General features: G+C 51.1%; 17 protein-coding genes and 1 pseudogene. 2 read left to right on the forward strand and 16 right to left on the reverse strand.

The window, feature by feature from the left end:
• Nucleotides 1–39: 39 nt before the first annotated feature.
• Nucleotides 40–291: a hypothetical protein gene (locus tag C4885_RS09170; RefSeq protein WP_114000040.1), complete on the reverse strand. Its 252-nt coding sequence runs from the start codon at nucleotides 289–291 to the stop codon at nucleotides 40–42.
• Nucleotides 292–1,002: 711 nt separating this feature from the next.
• Here C4885_RS09170 and C4885_RS09175 point away from each other — a divergent pair.
• On the forward strand, nucleotides 1,003–1,641 hold the full coding sequence (locus tag C4885_RS09175) for a DUF1847 domain-containing protein (RefSeq protein WP_114000041.1): 639 nt from the start codon (nucleotides 1,003–1,005) through the stop codon (nucleotides 1,639–1,641).
• A 111-nt stretch (nucleotides 1,642–1,752) separates the two neighbouring features.
• Nucleotides 1,753–1,926 (forward strand): annotated as a pseudogene (locus C4885_RS09180) (tyrosine-type recombinase/integrase); the annotation flags it as partial.
• 161 nt (nucleotides 1,927–2,087) lie between these two features.
• Here the strand turns inward: C4885_RS09180 and C4885_RS09185 are convergent.
• From C4885_RS09185 to lysS, 15 genes are all read right to left on the reverse strand, one after another.
• Nucleotides 2,088–2,858 carry an EFR1 family ferrodoxin gene (locus C4885_RS09185; protein ID WP_114000042.1) on the reverse strand — a complete coding sequence of 257 codons (771 nt, stop codon included), beginning with the start codon at nucleotides 2,856–2,858 and terminating at the stop codon, nucleotides 2,088–2,090.
• Nucleotides 2,859–2,860: 2 nt separating this feature from the next.
• On the reverse strand, nucleotides 2,861–3,163 hold the full coding sequence (locus tag C4885_RS09190; protein ID WP_114000043.1) for a Dabb family protein: 303 nt from the start codon (nucleotides 3,161–3,163) through the stop codon (nucleotides 2,861–2,863).
• Nucleotides 3,164–3,279: 116 nt separating this feature from the next.
• On the reverse strand, nucleotides 3,280–3,849 hold the full coding sequence (locus C4885_RS09195) for a hypothetical protein (protein WP_114000044.1): 570 nt from the start codon (nucleotides 3,847–3,849) through the stop codon (nucleotides 3,280–3,282).
• A 95-nt stretch (nucleotides 3,850–3,944) separates the two neighbouring features.
• Nucleotides 3,945–6,302: a protease Lon-related BREX system protein BrxL gene (brxL, locus tag C4885_RS09200; protein WP_242979527.1), complete on the reverse strand. Its 2,358-nt coding sequence runs from the start codon at nucleotides 6,300–6,302 to the stop codon at nucleotides 3,945–3,947.
• Between the two features lie 14 nt (nucleotides 6,303–6,316).
• Complete coding sequence (locus tag C4885_RS09205; protein WP_114000045.1) at nucleotides 6,317–7,471, reverse strand: hypothetical protein; 1,155 nt, start codon at nucleotides 7,469–7,471, stop codon at nucleotides 6,317–6,319.
• Between the two features lie 18 nt (nucleotides 7,472–7,489).
• On the reverse strand, nucleotides 7,490–10,012 hold the full coding sequence (pglZ, locus tag C4885_RS09210; RefSeq protein WP_114000046.1) for a BREX-1 system phosphatase PglZ type A: 2,523 nt from the start codon (nucleotides 10,010–10,012) through the stop codon (nucleotides 7,490–7,492).
• A 238-nt stretch (nucleotides 10,013–10,250) separates the two neighbouring features.
• Complete coding sequence (locus C4885_RS09215; RefSeq protein WP_114000047.1) at nucleotides 10,251–11,162, reverse strand: class I SAM-dependent DNA methyltransferase; 912 nt, start codon at nucleotides 11,160–11,162, stop codon at nucleotides 10,251–10,253.
• Nucleotides 11,163–11,175: 13 nt separating this feature from the next.
• The gene (locus C4885_RS09220; protein ID WP_147237816.1) at nucleotides 11,176–12,348 is read right to left on the reverse strand and encodes a hypothetical protein; all 1,173 of its coding nucleotides are present in this window, start codon (nucleotides 12,346–12,348) and stop codon (nucleotides 11,176–11,178) included.
• Nucleotides 12,349–12,357: 9 nt separating this feature from the next.
• Entirely contained in the window at nucleotides 12,358–15,027 is a 2,670-nt protein-coding gene (pglX, locus tag C4885_RS09225; protein ID WP_114000049.1) for a BREX-1 system adenine-specific DNA-methyltransferase PglX, read from the reverse strand.
• A gap of 83 nt (nucleotides 15,028–15,110) precedes the next feature.
• Complete coding sequence (locus C4885_RS16475; protein ID WP_158538856.1) at nucleotides 15,111–15,287, reverse strand: antitoxin VbhA family protein; 177 nt, start codon at nucleotides 15,285–15,287, stop codon at nucleotides 15,111–15,113.
• A 19-nt stretch (nucleotides 15,288–15,306) separates the two neighbouring features.
• Entirely contained in the window at nucleotides 15,307–18,915 is a 3,609-nt protein-coding gene (gene brxC, locus C4885_RS09230; protein ID WP_114000050.1) for a BREX system P-loop protein BrxC, read from the reverse strand.
• Nucleotides 18,916–18,928: 13 nt separating this feature from the next.
• Nucleotides 18,929–19,507, reverse strand: coding sequence for a DUF1788 domain-containing protein (locus C4885_RS09235; RefSeq protein WP_114000051.1), 579 nt, complete (start codon nucleotides 19,505–19,507; stop codon nucleotides 18,929–18,931).
• Nucleotide 19,508: 1 nt separating this feature from the next.
• The gene (locus C4885_RS09240) at nucleotides 19,509–20,111 is read right to left on the reverse strand and encodes a DUF1819 family protein (protein ID WP_114000052.1); all 603 of its coding nucleotides are present in this window, start codon (nucleotides 20,109–20,111) and stop codon (nucleotides 19,509–19,511) included.
• Nucleotides 20,101–20,331, reverse strand: a complete 231-nt coding sequence (locus C4885_RS09245; RefSeq protein WP_114000053.1) for a helix-turn-helix transcriptional regulator — start codon at nucleotides 20,329–20,331, stop codon at nucleotides 20,101–20,103. Before C4885_RS09245 ends, C4885_RS09240 begins: the two co-directional genes overlap by 11 nt.
• A 685-nt stretch (nucleotides 20,332–21,016) precedes the next feature.
• Nucleotides 21,017–22,519: a lysine--tRNA ligase gene (gene lysS / locus C4885_RS09250; RefSeq protein ID WP_114000054.1), complete on the reverse strand. Its 1,503-nt coding sequence runs from the start codon at nucleotides 22,517–22,519 to the stop codon at nucleotides 21,017–21,019.
• Nucleotides 22,520–22,537: the final 18 nt, after the last annotated feature.

Consider the following 22,537-nt stretch of genomic DNA (forward strand, 5'->3'; position numbering starts at 1 on the left):
TTTCTGTCATGTACGATATTTTACCGGTGACGTTTTCCGTCAGAAATCATCACCGCCGAAATCATCCGAACCAAAGTTGTCTGAACTAAAGTCATCAGAATCAAGGTTGTCCGAATCGAAGTTGTCCTCATCATTATCAAGTTCATCCATTTCGTCCACATCATTATCGAACTCATCCATCAGCGCCTTACGTCTTTCCTCTTCTTCCCGGATACGATCCATTGCCAGAGAATAGTGAACATATCCGTCAATGCCCTTACCGTAGACCCCGAAATCCATATCCTTCAGCATAGTAGTTACCTCCGCTTTGTATTGGGGAAGGGAACCGCTCCCTTCGATACTTCTATTATAAATCATGGCCTGTCCTATAATTTGGACTTTAAACACATTGTACGAAATTATACAATTCTCTGCTTTGATACAAACAAGCGCTCTCTGCAAATTCGCCTCATCTTGAGGATTTGCAGAGAGCGCCTGTTAAATCTACTGTTTCATCACCTGATAATTTTCATCTTTGGGTCTTCAAGTATTATGAATAAGGGATACAAAGGCAAACTGGGAGTTATCAATTTCCCATATCGATAATTTCTTAGTTTGATGTAAATCGCTGTTTTTTTAGTTTTCTATCAAATGAAGTACGTCCCGTCTATTTGGTGAAACAGTACATCTTTAGTTTTTTGATAAATGCTTGACTAAATCCAAAGATGATGGTCTATCAGAGAGACTGTTATATATCTTCAAGTTTAAAAAGATAATTTTCAATAATTTTTCAAAAATCAGAATCGACAATTCATGACAAATCACCCCTGAATCGGGGAACGTTTCTCATAGAAAAGAACTACAAAAAATAAGAAAATAAAAACGGAAAACCATTGTCTGTAGTATAAGTATTTGTTATTATGAAGTAAATAGAGGATATTTTACAAAGTAAAGCTTAATCTAGAGAATCTGCCAGTGGCAGGCCTCTGTAGATACCAAGGTATACAAAAGGAGAATGAAAAAATGAAAAAAGAAGACATGTCCTGTATCGACTGCGCAGTAAAAAACTGCAACAAAATGGATAAAACCTATCCGGATTTCTGTCTGACAACACACATGGATGAAGAAGTTCTAAATGAAGCTATGGAATGCTACAATGAAGACGAGAACCGCAAAGTAACAATCGCTGCAGCTGAAGTAGAGTATGAGAATTACTGCAAACATACCCGTGTCGAAGAAATCATGGATTTTGCAAAGAAGATTAATGCGAAAAAGATCGGGATTGCAACCTGTGTCGGATTGTTGAAAGAAAGCCGTATCCTGGCAGATATCCTGCGCAGACATGGCTTTGAGGTGTATGGTGTCGGCTGTAAAGCCGGAACACAGAAGAAGACATCGGTCGGCATCCCGGAATGCTGCGAAGGTGTCGGTGTGAATATGTGTAATCCGGTCCTGCAGGCAAAGCTTCTGAACAAGGCGAAGACGGACCTGAATGTTGTGGTCGGACTTTGTGTGGGGCATGACAGTCTGTTTTACAAATATTCCGAGGCACTGACTACGACAGCAGTGACGAAAGACCGTGTATTGGGGCATAATCCGGTGGCGGCGCTTTATACTGCGGATAGTTATTATTCGAAGTTGAAGAAGAGTGAAGAAGAGTAATATTTCTAATTTGGGCGTTTAAAGATACATAAAGATATCCCATTCAAGCATTTCTCTTTTTATCCAACGAAAAAAAGAACACACAACACTCTGTATGTTCTCTTTCTGTAGTTACGTCACACTTACACCAGCAACCTGCTTTCCAATGGGGCTGCTCCGAAAGATGTACAGGAACTGTTAGGACACTCTGATGTCAGTACCACAATGAATATTTACACTCACTCAACAAGAAAAGCAAAGCGAGATTCCGCAAGACTTCTTGATAAAGTAGCGAGCAATGCTTAAACAAAAATTTCCCTTATTCCCTTGCAGATTCCGTATAAGGGCAAAAATAAGGGAAAATACATATCATTTCACTATATAATGGGCTGAAAAGCCTGTAAAATAAGGAAAGTCCAGGAAATCTTCCTACAAATTCCGATTTGCAAAACCGGGAGCCATCTTAATCAAACAATGTTCTCAGCCATGCCCAATGCCTCAAAATGATAACGCGGTTTACCCACGCTTCTTTTGCCATACTCGATAGCCTCTTTCGGGCAATAGCAAATACAGGCCATGCAATGCGTACAATTTGACCCCCAGACAGGTTTATCCTTATCCAGACAGATGTTATTCAATGGGCACAGCTGCACACATTTTCCACAGCCGATACAGGCATCACTTACCGTAAAAGCGTCCGCCTTGACGATTCCCTTGTAGAAAATGGGATTTACCGCGCTGCTCATAAAGCGGTCATACAAATTATTTCGCGGTGCGGGAAATTCCATCCCATTACGGATACAGTCAATGATGCTTCGGATAGCGGGCTTTGCGTTCTCGACAATCGCTTTTGCTTCCTGCTTGTCCGGTGCCGAGAACAAAGCAATATAATTTTCCGGCATAACGATTTGGGCCGTGCCCATGTAGGTAAGGGCTTTCTGTGCGGCAAGCTCCTGGTTGTACTTTGCTGCATTGCCGATCTCGCTGCCGCAATCCATCACGAACCAGATGCGTTTAGCGCTGACTAAATCCACTTTTTCAAGCCAGTCGGAAACAATATGCGGAATACGCCAAGCATAGGTGGGCGTGACCAATATTACATTTTCCTCTGTCTGAACAGACAAGGTGTCTTCCGCCTTGATGCGCTCATTAAGATTGAGGCAATCTGTTTCAAGCGCGGACGCGATACATTTTGCAATAAATTTGCTGTTGCCGGTGCCGGAATAATACAGAACCATGTTCAATCTGCCTCCATATCTCCGCACAAACGGTCTGTCACAAGAGCCTTGCAGCGCTCCCTGTGGGCAACATGCAGCGGATGATTTTGGAATGCTTGTAAGGCATCTGCATCCCGCAGCTCGGAATAGAATACGAGATCGTATTCCCTGCCGGCAGTGTTTGTATTGATTTCTGCGCAGCGGAGGCCTTCAATATGACCGACCATTGTCGCAACGGATTTTTGCAGGAACGCCAGTGCTTCCGCTTCTTTGTGTTCCGCTTTAACCGTGTCAGTGTATTTCCAGAATAAAATGTGACGGATCATAGCAATTTCACTCCACAAATTTAGCCATGTACTTCAGATTTCGAACAAAATGTTCCTTGTTCTTTGGAAAACAATCACGAATATCCGTGGTTGGGCTGTCTGCAAACTTGTCTCCTCTACCAGCACTTTTCTAAATCTAACGCAATGTAGGAGTCCACATACGCACCATCTTTCAAAGAAACCATATACAAATTTCCATGAATTCCAATGATCGTTCCCTCTTGACCACGATGCCGAACCCGGACGTGATCGCCGACGCTAAATTGCAAGCCCGACATTTTACCAGAATCTTTATCCGTAAGCGCACCGAAGAATAACGCACTTAAAAGACCGGGGCGCTTATGTTTGCGTTGTGGTGTAATTTCCTCTGATTCTTCATCACACACGCTCTGCAAACGAATCCCCTGATTTTGAGCAATTTCAAGTACCTTTCGGCGAACATTGTCATTACCAGTTTCAAAGTAAATATCATCCAACTGCGTTTGCGAAAAAGTACACGAAGAAGTTTTCAGAATCATATACAGCCCTTCATCGGCTTCGCATTGGGAAAGTTCCAGAATTTGCTCAGCAGTGAATTGGATACCGGCACTGGCAGCTCGTTTCATTAAGCGCCCGGCTGCTTTTTCATCCAAAATATCCCGCGCAACATCTACAATTTCTGCCGGGTTCACATCCGCATTCAGCATTGCATAGGGCAGCCTTTTGATTTGGGTAAAAGTAGCTCAGCCGTAAAATTTACTGTAATGTTCTTCCCATGTCATAATCTGCCCGCTTTCTGCGCTTATTCAACCCCCAGCGCCTTAAACACTGCGTCCTCAGCATTCTGGTATGGAATCAGCTGGAAGGCCGTCATCAGGTCTGCCGGCACCGTGGCGAAGTCCACCATAGACACAGCCGGCAGCAGCACTTTCTTCGCACCGCAGTCTGCACAAGCCTGCAAGGTGTTGGCCAGTTCATCTACTTTAATCAGCGTGCCTCCGATGGAAATATCGCCCAGCACAGCAAGACTGCTCAGCGTCGGGCGTCCGATGGCAATGGAGCACAGTGCGATCACCGTGGGCAATGCCAACTTTTCCGTCATGCCGATACCCTGCAGATCCTGATAGTTGACGATGTAATCCTTTGCCGTGGTGCTGATGTTGCCGCTGATATGCCGTGCATTGGCTTTCAGGAAGTTGAAGGCAGTGTTGGCGGCTTCCTTCGCCTTGCCATCACTGCCAAGGCCGGTCTTATCAAACTTGCCGCTGCCGGGCAGCATCTGACTTTCCAGACGGAACGCGCCGATCATGCCGGACTTGCCGCGAGAAATCGTGTATAACTGGCCCGGCGCACCCATGCCTTCAGGAATCAGCGTATCGCCGCCCTGCTCCGGCACAGAAACATACTTTTCCTCAAAGGTTTCGTTATCAATGTAGGAGAAGTTCACATCATAGAACTCCATGCCGCCCAGCTTCTTCAACTGCTCCTTGACACGACGGCGCATCTCCAGCGAGAGACGCAGCACTTCTTCCAACTCGTCTTTGCTGAACTCGCCGTTGGGGTACATCAGCTTTAAGTAGCCATCCACCATGCGGCGCACGGCAATCGTATCACGCTGGTTCAGGTTCTTGCCCAGCTTGAAATACTTATCCAGCGCATCGCCATATTGCACCTTGCGCAGCTCGCGGATGAATTCCGCCATGTAGTCGCTGATAAAGCCGTAGCTGTTGGTGAAATGCTCCGGACGGAATTTCGGGATTTCCCAGCCGGGCAAGTAGCAGTGAATACGGTCAAGGAATGCCGTGTCGGTGCCCATCTCCGGCGGGAACGGCTCAAACAGCGTGGAGGTTTTCAACACAACGTCCACGCTCTGGTTGATATTGCCCACAAATACCATGGAGGCTGAGGCCGCCTTCTCCTCCTTGCCGCGCGCAAAGGAGCCGGACGCCATGTAGTCCTTCATAATCTGCACGCCGTCTTTGTCCTTGAACTTAATGCCGGCAACCTCGTCAAAGGCAACGCAGTCCCACAAGCCGACCAAACCCACGGTCTTGCGCCCCATGTTATAGAACAGGTTGGCCACGGTGGTCTGACCGCCGGAGACCAAGATACTGTTGGGCGAAATTTCCTTATAGATATGGGATTTACCGGTGCTGCGAGGGCCAAGCTCACACAGGTTGAAGTTATTCTCTACCAACGGAATCATACGGGTCAGCAGCAGCCACTGTTCACGATAGGTAAGCGATTCAGGCTCATAACCGGCAGAACGCAGCATCAGGCCCAGCCATTCTTCCTTGCTGAATGCCTTGCGTCCTTGCCTGATCTCATCCAGATCGACATGGGGCATCTGGATAGGTGTCACGCGGTTGATGCGGATCGGCGCAGACTTTTTATCTTCCTCGATAAATTCATAGCTCAGCTGCACAATGCACCAGATGCCGCCGCAGAGCAGGCGGTCATACTTCTGCGGGTATTCGTCCTCAATAGGAATATCCTTCACGCCCAAGTTCGAGAACTCGGCCAGATACACATCCTTGCGCATATCCAGATGCACCGTAACCATATCAATAATGGTATGGCTGCCGTTCATCTTCAGCAAGGAAAGAATCTTCTGTGCTTCATCCGGGCGTACAAAGTTGTCAGAAAGAATCTTCTTTACCGTTTCAACGCCGGTTTCAATAATAGCCGGGTCATCACTGCTGCAATACTGCCCCAGCAGGAATTCCAGCACATAGACGGGCACATTCACGCCCTCTTTGATTTTCTTTGTTAAATCCTTGCGGACGATGCGGCCTTGGAACACCGTTTTCAGACGTTGCTCATAGCTCAGCCCCGCCATGCTGTCGCCGCCAAGATCATACATGGCACGCTGCACTTCATCGAACAGGGTTTCATAGGCATGCTGAATTTTTTTGAACTTCTCGTCTGCATCCGCATCACTGCTTACATCAGGGTGGTACTCCTTTGCCAAGCGCCGGTAAGCAGACTTGATCTCATCCGAGGAGGCCGTTTTGCTGACGCACAGCACCGCATACAGATCCGCATTATCGCTGAAATCCGGCTGCGGTTCCTTGGCTGCACCGGCAGCGTTATCCTGTGTGGGTTCGTCGTTGCCAATCTCGCGGCTGAATTCACTGTATTTATCATCCAAATCAGGCATTGTACTATCCTCCGTCAATTTTTCGGTGCTTCAGCAGGCATCAGGGTCTTTAAGTAGGGCAGCAGCTTTTCACGGTCATAGCCGCCGTTCGGATATTTTTTCATAATCTCCGAAACAAAGCAATAAGCAAAACCCATAAACTCCTGAATCAAATTATCAAGCTCATCCTTGCAGTTGCCCTTGATGGACATAATCTGCGCAATCTGCCAGAACATCGGCGGCTGGTCCCCCTGTGGCGTCATCATCTGGCTGACCAGCTTCCATGCTTCACCATGGTTTGCCATATCCAGCACAAATTCTTTAGCGGTTGTTCCAAGCTCCAGGCGGTTTTCGGCAAAGACCATTTCAACTTCCAACAACTTATCTTTTGCAGGAATGTTCCCATACATGATAATATCCGTAATCGTTTTCCCTATCAGCATGGATAATAACAGCTGCGGGTCATCAATTTCCCGCCCGCCATCGCTGCTGTTCAAAAGGTGATCCCAGATCACCTTCATTTTCTGGATGTGTTCCATAGAGCTTCCGCTGCCCCAAACATCCACCTTGGGCGGTGGGGCATGCATTGCGCGCTCAACCCCATCTGATGCCCGGCTCAAAAATCGCGTGCCGATGGTTTCTACACTGGATTGCAGCGGCCCGCAGAATGCAAAAGCCGCAATAAATCTTTGCAAGGGCGTGGTCAATTCATCGTATTTGCTTTGCGGAGTCCGGCATTTTTTCAGGCAGCGGCCCAGGCAAGTCCAGAATTCACCACACTCATCAACATCAACCCACCCCAGCGGGATCAGCTTCCTTACGTCTGCATCGGCACCGGTGGCCGCTTTAAAATCAGAAAACCACACACCGTCCGTGCCGCTGTTGATGATGTAATCCACCAAAATTTTCCGGTGGTCGTTCCAGGTATGGTCATTGCGGTAGATCTCCGCACAAACAGCCAACAACACCTGGGTTGCACCGTAATAAAGTTCTTTGGGGTAATGCACCCCATACGAACTTTCAGCAAATTTGCGCACACTCTTAATCCATTGTTCTGCGGCCTTTTGTGCTGCTTTATAGTTCTTTACCTCAAAATTTTGGATTTCCGTTTTTTTCTTTTTCTTTGCCTTAAAGTAATCGTGAACCAGGTGGTAGGTCATATAGTTCCACATGTTAAATCCACGGCTCATAATCGTTCCTTCCTTGCATCAGAAGCCAAATCCGAAGTCGTCCGCCATCGCAATGTCCATGACGACCTGACGGCGCAGCACCTCAACCGAGTTTTTATCATCGTAGGCTACCAGATAATACGGCTTTTTGTTGTCGTATTTCTGGTTCTTGAAGCTAAACCGCAGGCGGAACATCCGCTCCGCCGCCGTCTCGCCGCGCTTGTCAGCCACCACGATATTCTCATTGGAGATGCGCTCGTTATCTTCTCCCACAAAGTACACGCGGAAGGTCGTCTCGCGCACAGTGTCGCTGATTGGTTCATTCTGCATAAAGTCCAGCGCGGTGATCAGGTTCGTGATCTTCTTCAAAATGCTCACCAGCGTCAGCTGCACAGTCGTGGTCTCCATGCGGCCTTTCTCCATCCGCACGTCCAGCACAGGCACGATCATCTCCTGCGGGCTGGAGCCGCCGTGGACGTAGTTCTCGCCGCCGCCCGCCACCTTGAACACATTGGCCGCTGTCGGGTAGGACACCGTCAGCGTGTTCGTCTTGGTGTTCAGCACCGTGGCCATCGGCAGGCTGGCGACACCGGGCTGCGCAATGGGGTCAGCGTCCACAATAAAGCGGCGGTTCACAAACGCCGTTTTCGGGGCGGTGTTGGGGATCTTATCGCTCTCCGCCAGCGCGTGGCGCTTGTACAGGAAGCCATGATCCGCCGTGACGATAAAGTGCAGCGTGTTCGCGCTGCCCGCAATGCGGCGGATCATGGCAGCGATCTCCTCCACAGCCTCGCGGCAGGCAGCAAAGACTTCGTCCTCGGTGTTGGGCTTGTCGCCGCGCGCGTCAATTTGGTTATGATAGATGTACACGACTTGCTTGCCGGTAAAAACCGCCCGCAGGTCGTCTTTTTTCATGGCTTTCAGGTCGTCAAACTGGATGCACCCGCTCTGCGGCACGCGCTTTTGCAGCACAGCCTGCCGTTGCGCCAGGTTCTCGCAGGGCATATCGTCGATCAGCACCTGATACTCCGGCGTCATCTCCATCCGCGTATGGGGCAGCAACGCCGCCATGCCCAACCGCGTGTAGGACGGCAGCACGCCCAGCCGGGGTGTCAGCTGCACAGTAGACTTCGGGTCCTCGGCCAGCAGGGCAGCAAGCTCCGCGCCCACTTCATAGCGCATGGCGTCGGAGATAATCACCACGGTGCGCTCCTTGTTGCCGGCCACACACTCCGAGAAAAAGTTCCGCTGCAGCGCCATTCTTCCCATGCCGGCCTCCTGTGGGAAATCCGTATTCCACGCAGGGATAATTTTTGCCAGATATTCCGTGTTGTAGATATTCTCAACCAGCCCCTGCAATTTGTCGTAGGCGGCTGGCTCGTCCAGCTTGTCGTAGGCCGTGTAAAACGCACGGTACTGCGCGTCAATTTTGTAATCCTCGCGGTAATACTGCGTCCAGACGTGCTCATAATCTGCCGGGGCGCGGTAGTGGGCAGCGCTGACGATATGCCACGCGCTTTCCAGCATGGCATACTGCACCGCCAGCTTGCGGCCAAAGTGGGTCTTGGCGCGGCGCTGGCACAGCTCCGGGATGTTCTCGCCGTTCAGCGCGGCGGTCACGTCCTCGGCTTGCAGGCGCTCGGTCATCCACCCGGTCAGCAGGTCATCCACGCAGGGCAGGCACTCGCAGTCGGTCAACAGGTCATGGGGCAGCTTGGCCAGCGCAGCCTTGGCGTGCAGCGTCTCCTGCACAGCGGCAGCCATTGCGTCAAAGGCATCGCCGTAGTTGACATTGTTCATCATGCCGTCCATAAAGGCCAGCACACTGCCGGGCTTGGCGGCGGCAAACGGCTGCCATGCGTCCGGAATGACCTTCACGCTGTGGGCAAGGCTTGTCACAAACAGGCTGATTTTCAGCTTGTCCACATTCGGCGCGGGCACGGCAAAGCCCAGCTCTGTCTCACAGTGCTTCCAGAACACCTCATCCAGCTTGTACTTTGCCAGCTCGTCCAGCTTGGGGTTGGCGTCCGGGGTGTCGGCCAGCAGAATTTCCCGCAGCGCGTCCTCAAATTGCGCGGTGCGGCACTTGCAGACGGTGCAGAGCAGCGCTGTCTCCACGGCATCCGCCGTGTACGCCGCCAGCTTGTAATCACAGAACCGCTGCTTGCGGGTCTGCTCGCCGACGACCTTGGCGTATTTCTGCAAGACGGCCTTGCCCTCGGCCCCGATGCCCAGATCGGAGCACAGCAGCGAGATCGGGTCGGCGTGGAACTGCTTGGAGTATAAAATCGTATCCTCCAAGTGGTTCTGCTCCACGGGGGGCTTGGGGAACGGTGCATAGATCAGGTAATTGCTCTGCGGGTCCTCGCGTTCCAGCAAAATCTTGGTTCTGAACTGGTTGGTAGGCGTCAGATGCCAGATTTTTGCATTTTGCAGCGGCATAGCGTCCACATCATCGGCAAAATAGCCGTTGTCATCGTACCAGAACACCAGCCTGCGCCCTTCGGATGCAAACTCGGTGTTCAGCTTATCCACGATTTGGTTGTATTTCAGTTCAGACATAGATTTTTCCTCTTACTGTGTGTATTTTCAGGCGCAGATTTGCCCTTCCTTGCAGCACTCGTAAATATATTCCCGCAACTGATAGTAAACGTCCGTGTTGTAGTTGCAAAGCACGGCATCGATCCATGAGGTATAAACTTCCACAAGGCGGTCAACCACATGGTCGTAGTCGTCATCGCAGACATCCTCGATCAGACTGCAAGTGTAGAACAGGTCATGTTGTTTTTCATAGTTTTTCTCAAATCTTCGCCAGAATTGCCTGCTTCTTGCCGTCGGCGCCGGTTTGTACTTTGTCGTAGTTGACCTTTACGCCGTCGTCGAGGTCGATGGGGATGCGGGCGAGGGCGATGTGGCCGAGGCGGTCGTCGTAGTCTTTGCACTCTTTCAGCTGTTTGACGAGCTTTTCCTTGCGCTTGGTGGCTTGGGCGACCTCGCGGCTGGCGCCGTTGGTGATGGCATCGTCCATGCGGGCAATCTCGCTCTCGTAGACCTGCTCCATTTTGTACAGGTAGTCGGCGCGGACAAGACCGGAGGTGTCGGCGTTGTAGCGGTGCATATAGATCAGCGCCTTGAAGCCGTTCTGCTTGCCGCTGTCGTACAGCCAGTAGATGGGGCGTTTCTGGTAGATTTTTACATGGTCGGCGTAGAAGCCGTTCAGGAAATAATTGCGGATGACGGCGCGGGGGCTGGTGCCCTTGGTGCCGAGGGCCTTGGCGATGAAAGCAAGGTTATCTTCCAGGGTATCGGTACCGTACACGACTTTTACAAACTCCACAAAGCGGCCAACAATATCATCGGTGAAGTATTCTTCGTCGGTGATGGGCAGCACGTTGTCTGCGTCCGGGATAAAGGTTGTATATTTGCTGTCATCCCACTTACCGCCAGCATAGGCAAGGCCGTCCACATCCAGAGAGTAGCGGCCAAACATGCAGCCAACCGCATAAGAAAGCAGGCTTTTGATTTCCCGTGTCAGGTCAGCCCGGCGCACGGTAACGTCCTTATCCTCCACTTCGGGGGTCAGTTCATCCTGCAAGCCGTAAATATCAATAAAGATGCGGTTCAGCTCTTCCTCATTGGCTTTGAGCTGGTTAAAGCGCTGGTTGCACTCTGCTTCCCAGGCGGCGAATTTATCAGAAATTAGGGTTCCCATCGTTTTTCCTCTCTTAGTTCCATCGTATTTCAATGGAATGATTTTTTACTTCACAAGTGACGTCCATCCATTCTGGCATATTTTTAATTCCTGTATACCATTGTTTAAAACTATTACCATTATTCCCGTCATCTGTCTCAAGAGATTCATTCCATACAATATCAAACCCTTTGCTATCTTTACACTTTTCTTCAATACTAATCTTATTTAGAATATCATAGGGGTGCATCTTTAGAAGATCATCGGGGTGCGTCTTTAGAAGATCATCGGGGTGCGTCTTACAAAACCGTTTTGTTGGCTCTATCGTATCCAGCAAACAGAGCATAAATTGCAAGGGATATTTACGAATAGACAATTTATTTTCCGGGTGTATATGCCACAGCAACGGGGTAAGGCCATGCGACATGTATGTTTCTTCTTCTCTCGGCCCACCCAGCCAAATATTGTGGCAAATGATTGCATCAGCTATGTAGGCAGAATACATAATCATATCCGTATTCCAATTTCCATCTCGACCGTCCCAATTACCAGCTTCATCAAATCTATTTTCTTTTGTAGCTTTCAAAAAAGTTTTAACAAAGCGATCAAAGAACAAATTTCCCGCAATGATACCGTGCTCACAGGCACCGCTACAGGCACGATAATAAAAGTAGTTTTCAATCAGTTCTTTTGAAAACCGGATTGGAACATTCTGCGTTTTATACGGATAATCACCGTATATGGAATAGCGTATATCATGGTTGCCAAGATGAAATGCCAATGAACGATGCCGTTCGGAATCATTAGCCTGGATAGTACCAAACTCTATACAGCTGGCAAAGTCGTGATACATTGATGTTAAAAACCACGTGTGCAGAAAATCCCTATTATGATCATGCCAACCACTATAATGTGGTAGAAATGCTGTTAGCTTTTTGTCTATTTCTTGTTGAAAGTGTGGCAAAAGTGCCTTTCCAAGCAAATATAGCGATACTGAATGAACATGTTTACCTTTTGACTCATATTGCGTGTACAGAGCGCTGTCAAGCAATTCATGTTTTTTCCCCGCCATGTAATGTTCGTGCATGAATTCCTTACATCGGACTGCTTCACTTTCTTTATCATCACCAATGAATAGTCTTTCTGCACTATATTCGATGCCATAATAGGAAACACAATTTTTATTATATAGTTCAACTAATGTCATAACATAGCCTCACACTAGTGGGTGGCGCTTAAAGTCCCACGAGGTCTCGAAGGAGTCCCAATCGGATTTGGATAAAGTGAATGCTTTCTTTACGTTTTCTTCTACATCAAATTTATGGTGCTTATCCAATATAATCGGCAAGTTTCCTACGTCAACAACTTGAAATGTCAATGTCGGATTAAGAATAGATAATATCTTTGAAGAAATTTTGGTACACAAACACCCTGCAATGTAATCAAGCCAGTCGTCCTTACCCGGGAAAAACATCGGCGCATTAGTGTCAAAAATCAAATTACTTTCACAGATTCTCACGCCAAAATTCGTACTGCTGATTCTTGACCACGCAATTCCCCTGGTAAAATACTTATCCTCACTCGTTATTTTCCATCCTAAATTATCACCAAGTTGGGGATATGTTCTGCGAGTATTCTCCTTTATTTCATATCCATCATTTTCCCAATTAACGACAGATTCTGTATTACCATACCATTTTCTAAACTCTCCACCTTTATTATATGGAAACCACTTTGCGCCTGAACTTTGTGCGGACTCAGCTGAATCTGCATTATAACAAAACTTATCAATTGAAACTTCATGCCATAATCTTAAGAAACGAGTATTATCTCCTGTTCGCATTCCAAGTGTTACACGTCCAAGATTCTTTAATTTGGTTTCACTTGCAAGAATTGACCTTAACGTTTCAGATGCCCAATAAGCTATTGGTTCCCCAGAAATCTTAGAAAAATCACTCTGCTCTATCACATAGCGGTTCTCGCCGCTGACAAACATATCTGCTTTTGCCTTTTCACTGTCACCGTCAATCAAGCGGCAATACGTGCCTTTATAGCCCTTTGTATGGCTGCTGCGCATGACAAAGCTGGTGGTCTGCACGACCTCGCCGCCGATTTCATCAAAGCCGCGTGCGCCGAGGTGCGCCATATTGACCGTGTCAATCAGCTGCAATTTTGCCCGCAGCTTTTCAAAGCTGGAAAGGAACATCCAAGCGTGCTGGGTAATCATAGCCTGATACCCGCCGCGCTTGTCCATCTGAGCGCATCGCTCGATAAACACCGCAAACAAATCACTCTTGCTGTCGGGGTAAACCTTTTTCACATAATCGGACAGCCGCGCGTTCATGCCGCTGCCGCCCATATACGGCGGGTTCGTCACGACCACATCATATTTCTGCACCAGCATCCGGGCCTGCTCAATCAGCGGATACAGCACATTTACAATCTGCCCGGCCACAAGCTGGTCTGTCAGACTGCCCATGTCGGACGCACCGTCCACTTCCCGCAGCTGCTCCTGCAAGGCGTCCAGCTCTGCCAGCGTAACTTTCGGCTGCAAAATGCTGCCGTACTCTTTCGCGTTCTTAAACCCATCCAGCAGGGCGCGGGCGGTGGATTCCTGCCTGCCAAGGCGACCCAGTGCGTCAGTGGTCAGTTCTCCGCTCTCCTGTATCGCATAGACGTTCGGGTTCAGGTGGCGGCGCAGGAAGCGGCTGTCGTAGTGGCAGCCTTTCATCATCACGACAAAATAGGCCATCTGCGCGGCGCGGTCATCAATGTCCAGACCGTAGAGGTTGTGCTCCACAATGCTGGCGGCAGCGTCACGGTCGGTATAGCCCGCGCTGCGGTAAATCTGCATCAGCACATCAAACAGATACGCCAAAATATGCCCGCTGCCCATGCAGGGGTCGATACACTTAATATCCTCCGGCGTCAGGGCGGCATAGCCGCGGCGCAGCTCGGCCAGCTGCTGCGCTACCTGCGGCTCCTGCGGGGCTTCGTCCAGATAATACTTCCACTCGGATTTATCAAAATCCGGGTGACCCTCGCTCCACAAACGGCCAAGGCTATTTTCGACCATGTACCGCACGATCCAGTCCGGCGTAAACAGTTGCGTGGCGGCGGGGATGTTCTCGGCGCTAATCTTGATGTTCTTTTTGAGGTTGGCGAACACCTGCTCTTTCGGCTCGGTGTTGTAATACTGGTACAGCCAGCCCACGATCTGCACAGCGTCCTGCCAGTCGGATTCGGGGATGTCGTTTACCAGATGGCAGACCACGCCGTCCTTATCCGTGAAGGAGATCGCCAGCAGCAGCGGCATATAGTCGTCCACCTGCTCAAACAGGCGGGGCAGGCAGTCGCCCAGCGCGGCACACTGTTTGAGGAACAGCAGCCGGAACGCCTCGTCCAGCTTGTTGTCGTTTTTGAGCGCGACAATTTGCTGCTGCTCTGCCGGGGTGTAGTCCAGCACCGCGTCAAACGGGCTGGTGACGATCTGCGGCTCGGCGCGTCCGTCCGCACTGGACAAAACCCGCGTGCGGCTGGGCAGCAGGTCGTTGACCTCCATATACCGCACCGCAATCAGCCGGTTGAACCATGTGTAGGCAACCTTATCCACCACAGTCTGGTACGCCGCCGTGTAGCTGCCCTGTTTGGCGGTCTCCTTATTCAGCTCCGCCACAAAGCGCTGCCGCTGGGTGACGGCGTCACCCTCGATGCGGTAGGGCTGCGGCAGACCAACGTCAAAGAACTGCACGGTTTCATTGGACTGTGGCAGCGGCTCAGCAACAGCGGTTTCCGTCACGCCAACCAGCCCGGCGCGGTATTTGGTATCGGCAATCAGCTTATTGCGCGCCCATACAGCAAACTTTTTGATTGCGGGTTTGTCCATGGTTATCTCTCCTCGTCCTTATCTATGCACTGCTTCAAAGCACTGCTTATATATACGTCATATTTAGAGAACATGACTCGCCCTCACTTCTTGTACTTGGTGCGGAGTTCCTGCAAAACCTGCTGATAACTGACCTTGCCGCTGGCAATGCGGTCAAGGTTGTCACGAGTTGATTTGCTGATGGTCATACCCTCGGCAACAAATGTACCGCGAATATTGCGCAGATTGCTGTCATGCTGGGCAGCTTGCTTCGAACTCATAAAATCACCATGTTTTCTATTAGAACTCCACGTTCACAATCGTGTCGGGGTCAAGTTCGGATTCAAGGCGGCGGCGCAGGGCAGCGAGGTAGGCGTCAATGTCGGCGTCGCTCTCGATGCGCCAGCTGGTGGTCTGGGTCAGGGATTTGATGGCGAGGTTCTTGCGGCGCTTGAGCTGCGGTTTGGGTGGCTGCGGGATGACGGGGTCATCACCACCAGTCGGCGGGGTCGGGGGCGTCGGCGGAGTAAGTTTCTCATCCCGCTTATCCATCTCGTTCAGCAGGCGGATGCGCACGGCATCGGCTTGGTCTGCATAGCTGCGCAGGATGGTGACATTATTGCAGGTTTCCGCCTTTTTCTTCAGCTCGTCAAACTGCGCGGCGTAGGCGTTGCCGTACTGCGCCTTGTAGGGCTTTTCGTCCAGCACTTCCAGCACGCGGGCGCGGTCCGCTGCAATCGTGGAAAGCACCGGCTTGGTGGCTGCTTCCAGCACTTCAACATAGGCTTCGTTGTACTGGTCCAACAGGGCGGGCAGCTTCTGAATCTGCTGGTACGGCTTGGCAGCGCGCAGGATGGCGTAAATCTCTTTGACCGTGTTTTCGACTTTGTCGTTGACGATAAAGCTCTTGCTGTCCTCATAAATGCGCATCAAATCCAGCGCTTTATCAAAGATTTCTTTTTGCACACCGGCAAAGAACGCCTTGACGGGGTCGTAATCCTCGGCAAAATCGAGGAAGTCGTCCTGCCGCTGGTACATCTGCTTGTAGAACTCCATCGGGTCGTTCCACTGTGCCACGGGGCGCAGCAGTGCAAGGCCGCTGTCGATGACTGCCTTGCCGGGGTAGGGCTTGACGTAATCGTACTGCTTGCGGTTGGCCAGCGTGGCGGCAAGGTCGGCGCAGGCTTTGCGGCAGGCGCGCATCAGGCCGTCCTCGTCCTCGGTGGGGGCGTTGTTGCCGAACAGCTCACGCATGATTTCGCGCACCATGCGCACCCATTCGGGCTTCGGGTGCTCCTTGCGGCTCGTCAACAGCTTGTCGAGGAACTCGCGCTTGGTGATATAGCGGGCGATCTCGTCGCCGTTGGCGGCGCTCAGGGTTAGCACTGCGCCGTTCAGCGTCAGGCTGATCTGCCCCTTTTTGAACAGGTGGGCGACGATCCACTCCACGTCATCATCCACAAAGCCGTAGGGCGCTTTGGTGAAGCGGTCTTTCAGCGACTTCATGGAGGTGTTGGCGTGCAGGGCGGAGTTGTTGTCAATGTAGGCCAGCACATCGTCCTGCGCGGGGGCGTTCGGCTCGGCGGAGGTGACGGCGTTCAGGCTCATCTGGTGGTTGGGGCGGAACTCCTTGACGACATCGTCCTCATTAAAGGCGGTATCGATGTAGGTCAGCTTGTGGTAGACCGTGTCCACAAGGCGGGCGAGGGCTTCGCCGATGCGCCCCTGCACGTCCTTGGCGGACAGCTGGGCAATATCGCCGTTGACGTAGATTGTGGCGGATTTCAGCGCATCGACCAAGTAGATTTTGGCGTTGCTCAGGCGGGTGCGCATCTCCTTGGTCTTATTCTCGCAGATGGCCTCGTAGCGCTCGATTTGGGAAGCCGCGTTGGTGCGCAGATACTTCTCGATCTTCATTGCCTGACTGATCTCGTTGAGGAACTCGCGGTCATCGGGCAAGACAACGAGCACTTCCCTGCCCTGCCCGGACATCAGGCGCAGGCGCTGCTCATCGGTGCCATCACTGTAATAGGGGGTCAGCACGCGGACGCCGATGTCATAATTCTGGTTGACCTTGAACGGCTGGTCGTCCACCTGCTGGTTGTAACTGAACGTATAGCGGCCATTGAACTTGGGGTACTTGTATTTGGATTCGGTCAGGATCTGGGTGTAGATCATGTCCGCCGTGCGGTGGATGATGTCGGTCATTTCCACGTTCTGGCGGTTGATGTCGCGGCCAATTTCCTGCTCTTCCTCGGTCAGGAATACGTAGACATCACCGTTTTTCTGCACAAGCGTTTCGTGGATCAGCACATCCAGCGCGTCCTGCACCTTCTGGGTCAGGGCAAGGCGATCCTCGTCCATGTCGGAGATGAGCAGCGTCGTCAGGTTGGTGACGGTGGCTTTCTGGAACTCCTTGACATATTTGACGAGGAACAGGGCTTTCAGCACGCTGACGGCAAAGCAGTCGTCGCCGCCGTCCGGGTTGATGTTCTTGTTGTCCAGCGCCTGCATGATGACGCGGCGGTGGGCGGCATCGAGGAATTCATCCAGCGCGTCATAGAACAGGCTGAACGGTACGAGTGCGCCGTCAGACTTGTTTTGCAGCGCTTCGGCGGACTCCTTGAACAGCGCCAGCATCGAGCGCTCGCCCTCAGACAGATGCTTGCCGGACGCGCCGTACTGGCGGATGGAGGTCAGCACGCTGCCCAGTAGCTTGAACTGGTAGGGGATGAACGGGTAGACATCCACAAAGTCGCGGGTGTCATCGTAGAGCTTCATCTCCGGCAGATCTTCAAATTTCAGCTTGTTCTTCAGGGGCGTGGCTTTCTGCTCATACAGCACACGCAGGGTCTGGTCGGCGGTGTCGGTCTTGGCAAGGATACGCTTTTTGATGACCTCGTCCACGTTGGCGCTGGACAGCGACAGGCGGGTGTCGAACCGGCCCTGAATCTTGGAGAAGTCGTTGCCCTTGACCTGTGTGATGGAATCCACATCCTGCTGGCTGGTGACGATGACCCACGCCTTGCCCTTGCACTCCTTGCCCAGTTCCTCGCGGATGGTTTGCAGGTTGAGCATCAGGCGGGAATCGTCGCCGATGTACTGGCCGACCTCGTCCACGAGGAAGCAGACGTGATGATTGTGACCCTTTTTCTCGATGTACTCGCGCACCATGCGGGCGAAGTTTTCGATGCTGATCTGGTAAGGCTCGGCGGCCTTTTCGCACCAGTTGCGGGCGGCGGGTTCGCTCATGTAGTCCATATCCACCAGAACATCCACGATGTCATCTTGGATGAAATCGAACTTGCGGCGGGAATCCTCCCAGCTTTTGCCGGTGGCGGCGGCGAACTCCTGCTTGAACTCATTGTAGCGGCCATCCTCGGACAGTTGGCGTTCGAGGTCGGCCACATAGGGCATCGAGCCGTAGAAGCCCTGCATCTCGTTGAACACCTTTAGGAAAACCGTAACGATAGCATCCTTGGACTGCTTGCCGGTCTGCTCGCTCTTGGAGTCGATGTTGAACAGGACAACGTCCGTGGGAGTGTCGGCAGCCAGCTTCATGTCTGCCAGCACCATGGCATCCTCAATCTTATGATCGTCAATGAAATAGTCCACGGCGCGCTTGCCGCCGATGAGCTTTTGCCCGTCCAGCAGGTAGGAGAGGATTTTCAGGAAGTGCGATTTACCACTGCCGAAGAAGCCGGAGATCCAGACGCCGGTTTTGGTGGTCTCGCCCACGATGCCCTTTTTGTAGTTGTCGAAGAATTCGCGGAAGTGCTTGGACAGTTCGCGGGTGACAACGTATTCTTCCAGTTCCTGTTTGGCGTTGCTGTCCTCGCCTTCGCCGACAACGATAACGCCCTTGATGTCACGGTCAATAGGCTTTTTGAACATATCTTTGATTAACACGGGAACTTCCTCCTTACGGTTTTACAAGCCGAAACGCGCGGTAATAGTTGTCATCTTTCAGTTCATCAAATAGGATCAGGGATTGTTCATCATACGTGCCGGGGAAGAACAGCACCACCGGCACGCGGCCAAAGGATTGGCTGAGATTGTTCAGTACCTTGTGGGAGCGCAGCAGCGGGTAGCACTTGCCGATGCCGATCAGGAACACGATGGCGTTTTCTGGGGTGTTTTCCTCGATATGGCGGACGATCAGGCTGTCGTCATCGTTGACGCAGAGCAGGTTGCCCACGGCTTTGACGATGCGGTCAATGCCGCGGCGATCCTCAAAACGGTAGCACTGGTCGAGGAAGCCTTCTTTCTCCAGCGTGTCGATGATGTAGTCGTATAAATCAAAGACGACGAGTTTGAAATCGTCGTTGCCTGTGGCATTCTTTTGCTGCATCCGTTCGATGCGGGCGCGGACTTCCAGCTCTTTTTCGGGTGGGTAGTCGAACACCCAGTAGTTGACCTCGTTAGCGCGGCCACGGTTCTTACGGAAAATCGGTTTGCGAATTTCCAGCTCCATGGCATCAAGGCGTTCTTCAAATGTCATATCAGTTTTCCCCCGTCAGCGCGGCATACATAGGCTGCAAGCCGTTGTCTTTCATCCAGTATTCCAGTTCACGGTCAATGATGGGCTTGGCGTAGCGGCGCTCGGTTTTGCCGTGGTCGGTGAGCCCGGCTTCATACAGCAGATTTTTGTAATAGCTGCCTAAGCGTTTAAGGGTGGCGTCTGTCCATTCAGCTACCTTTTCGTCCTGTGACTGCTTTTCCTTAAAGAAAAGGCGAATGTCAGCATCCGAAAACGCATTAACACCAAGCTGTACTTTTTCACGAATCACTTCATATACAAATTCAAAGAAGAGCGTGTCGTTTCCCATGCAGGCCAGTAGACAGAAAAGCTTTTGCGTAGCCGGATCTCCAAAGACGAACATCGGTAGAAAGCTGTCCGGCAGCGTTTGCATCCGGGCCTCCACCGTGTTACAGGTCATCTCGGCGCGGGCAGGCGAAGCAGCAGAAAAGAGGTTTTCCTCACGACTGCGGGTGCGGAGTCCCTCCCACGTTACGCCCTGATCGCGCAGGATGGCGGCTTTTTTGAATTCCAAAAACCAGAACGGGTGCTTGACGCCACCTGCACTGTATTCTTTACGCACCATGGGTGGTCTCTCCTTTGTCATCCGGGATGATTTCCATAATGTCACCCACATCAGCGTCAAGTGCAAAGCAGATGCGCGCCAGCACATCCGTGGTAACATTATCGCCGTGGGTGAGCTTATTCATTGTATAGTGGCTGACCTGTGCAGCCTTTTCCAAATCGCGCTTTTTCATGTCGTGATCAATCAACAGTTTCCATAGTTTTTTATAACTCACAGCCATAGATTGGTCCTCCCTGTTGTGCAAGCTAGTATTGTACCAAGTATACCACATTCTTTCTGGGAATTAAACACAAATGTTTTCTTTCGCTAACATTGTGTTTGGGTTATTTCAGGTGTTCTCTTCATGAGTTTCATCCACAGGTCAACAAGCATATCGACTATACGTTGATTCTCTTTGCGGTTCAAAATCGTTGCTTTCTCTTTCGTCAATCTGCACAACAAGCCAATGAATATTTCTATGTGTTGAACACTGTTAAACAATCGCTTTGATTCATGTAAAAATTCATTTCCGTACTTTTATTCTACATCTAAGCCTATACCATAATTGGTACTTCTTCAGCTTTCAATGAAAATTCATCAGCTTGTCTAAATATGATTCGGTGTAATCGTGCATTATGAACATCTTCTTTACAAATAATAAACGGCGGGGGAGAATATGTCTCCCTCGCCGAAATTTTCCTTCGGAAATTGCTGCGGTTTTGTCTGTCAAGACTGGCGATAGGCTCTCAAAACCGTACCGCCAGTGGTGAAAATTCACGCTGCAACAAAAAAGCGCATCCTGCTTTTCGGCAGGATGCGCGCAAAATCGCTTGTGGACATTTTCAGGCAAATGGGATAAATTTGGTACATTTCGCCCAAAAATCGCCTGTTTTTTTGCAATTTTATATCATAGCTGCGGCATAAAATTAGTCAATCGGCTTCATCGTGGGGAACAGCAGAACATCGCGGATGGAGGCGCTGTCGGTCAGGAGCATGACGAGACGGTCAACGCCGAAGCCGAGGCCGCCCGTGGGGGGCAGGCCGTATTCCAAAGCGGTAACATAGTCGTAATCAACCTGGGCTTTGCAGTTGGGCTCGATGGCCTTGCGCTCAGCAACCTGGCGCTCAAAACGTGCTTTCTGGTCGATGGGGTCATTCAACTCGCTGAATGCGTTGCCATACTCGGTGCAGTCAATGAAATACTCAAACCGCTCAGTAAACGCCGGGTCATCGGGCTTGCGCTTGGCCAGCGGGCTGATTTCGACAGGATAATCATAGATAAAAGTAGGCTGGATGAGCTTATCTTCAACAAATGCATCAAAGAACTCTGCCAGGATCGCACCCTTGGTCGGAACTTCGGGCAGCTCCACATGGTGCTCCTTAGCAGCGGCGATGGCATCCTCATCGGTTTTCCAGTCATTGAAATCAACACCGGAATACTTCTTGACGGCCTCCACCATGGTCAGGCGCTCCCAGTGGCCCAAGTCGATCTGCTTGCCCTGGTAGGTGATCTCCATGCTGCCGCAGACCTTGAGAGCCAGGCGTTTGTAGAGCTCTTCCACCAGATCCATCATGCCGTGGAAATCAGTGAATGCCTGATACAGCTCAATGGTGGTGAATTCGGGGTTATGCTTGGGGTCCATACCCTCGTTGCGGAAGATACGGCCAACCTCATATACACGGTCCATGCCACCCACGATCAGGCGCTTGAGGTAAAGCTCTGTCTCGATGCGCAGCACCATATCCATATCCAGCGTATTGTGATGGGTATAGAAAGGACGGGCAGAAGCGCCGATTTCAAACGGGGTCAGGATGGGGGTATCGACCTCCAAAAAGCCCTTTTCGTCCAGGTAAGCGCGGATCTCTTTCAGGATCTGGCTGCGCTTAACAAAAGTATCCTTGACTTCGGGGTTGACGATCAGGTCAACATAGCGCTGGCGGTAGCGGGCTTCACGGTCAGTCAGGCCATGGAACTTTTCGGGCAGAGGCAGCAGACTCTTGGAAACCAAGGTCAGCTCATGCACGCGCACGCTCAGTTCGCCCATTTTGGTGCGGAACACTTCGCCGGTGCAGGCAATGATGTCGCCCACATCCATCTTTTTGAATGCGGCGTATGCTTCATCGCCCAGCAGATCACGCTTGACGAAGATTTGGATATCACCTTTCGCATCGCGCAGGTGGGCAAAGCTGGCCTTGCCCATAACGCGCTTGGACATCATACGGCCAGCCAGGCTGACCATACGGCCGGTATCTTCCTCAGCGGGCAAATCTTTATATTCTTCTTTCAAATCAGCAGAGAAAGCATCCTGCTTGCATTTGGTGATGGTAAACGGGTCGTGGCCGGCGGCCTTGAGGTCGGCCAGCTTCTGACGCCGTACTGCCGCTTCCGATGCGGCGTTCTGGGGGGCGGACTGCTTGTTCTGTTCCATGGCGCAGGTTCCTTTCCT

It is taken from the genome of Subdoligranulum sp. APC924/74 (assembly GCF_003324125.1).
Lineage (GTDB): Bacteria > Bacillota > Clostridia > Oscillospirales > Ruminococcaceae > Gemmiger > Gemmiger qucibialis.

What these genes read in the sequence shown, in the direction of transcription:
- C4885_RS09170 (WP_114000040.1), bottom strand. Translation starts at nt 291, where the DNA reads ATGCTGAAGGATATGGATTTCGGGGTCTACGGTAAGGGCATTGACGGA.
- C4885_RS09175 (WP_114000041.1), top strand. Translation starts at nt 1,003, where the DNA reads ATGAAAAAAGAAGACATGTCCTGTATCGACTGCGCAGTAAAAAACTGC.
- C4885_RS09185 (WP_114000042.1), bottom strand. Translation starts at nt 2,858, where the DNA reads ATGGTTCTGTATTATTCCGGCACCGGCAACAGCAAATTTATTGCAAAA.
- C4885_RS09190 (WP_114000043.1), bottom strand. Translation starts at nt 3,163, where the DNA reads ATGATCCGTCACATTTTATTCTGGAAATACACTGACACGGTTAAAGCG.
- C4885_RS09195 (WP_114000044.1), bottom strand. Translation starts at nt 3,849, where the DNA reads ATGCTGAATGCGGATGTGAACCCGGCAGAAATTGTAGATGTTGCGCGG.
- brxL (WP_242979527.1), bottom strand. Translation starts at nt 6,302, where the DNA reads ATGCCTGATTTGGATGATAAATACAGTGAATTCAGCCGCGAGATTGGC.
- C4885_RS09205 (WP_114000045.1), bottom strand. Translation starts at nt 7,471, where the DNA reads ATGAGCCGTGGATTTAACATGTGGAACTATATGACCTACCACCTGGTT.
- pglZ (WP_114000046.1), bottom strand. Translation starts at nt 10,012, where the DNA reads ATGTCTGAACTGAAATACAACCAAATCGTGGATAAGCTGAACACCGAG.
- C4885_RS09215 (WP_114000047.1), bottom strand. Translation starts at nt 11,162, where the DNA reads ATGGGAACCCTAATTTCTGATAAATTCGCCGCCTGGGAAGCAGAGTGC.
- C4885_RS09220 (WP_147237816.1), bottom strand. Translation starts at nt 12,348, where the DNA reads ATGACATTAGTTGAACTATATAATAAAAATTGTGTTTCCTATTATGGC.
- pglX (WP_114000049.1), bottom strand. Translation starts at nt 15,027, where the DNA reads ATGGACAAACCCGCAATCAAAAAGTTTGCTGTATGGGCGCGCAATAAG.
- C4885_RS16475 (WP_158538856.1), bottom strand. Translation starts at nt 15,287, where the DNA reads ATGAGTTCGAAGCAAGCTGCCCAGCATGACAGCAATCTGCGCAATATT.
- C4885_RS09235 (WP_114000051.1), bottom strand. Translation starts at nt 19,507, where the DNA reads ATGACATTTGAAGAACGCCTTGATGCCATGGAGCTGGAAATTCGCAAA.
- C4885_RS09240 (WP_114000052.1), bottom strand. Translation starts at nt 20,111, where the DNA reads ATGGTGCGTAAAGAATACAGTGCAGGTGGCGTCAAGCACCCGTTCTGG.
- C4885_RS09245 (WP_114000053.1), bottom strand. Translation starts at nt 20,331, where the DNA reads ATGGCTGTGAGTTATAAAAAACTATGGAAACTGTTGATTGATCACGAC.
- lysS (WP_114000054.1), bottom strand. Translation starts at nt 22,519, where the DNA reads ATGGAACAGAACAAGCAGTCCGCCCCCCAGAACGCCGCATCGGAAGCG.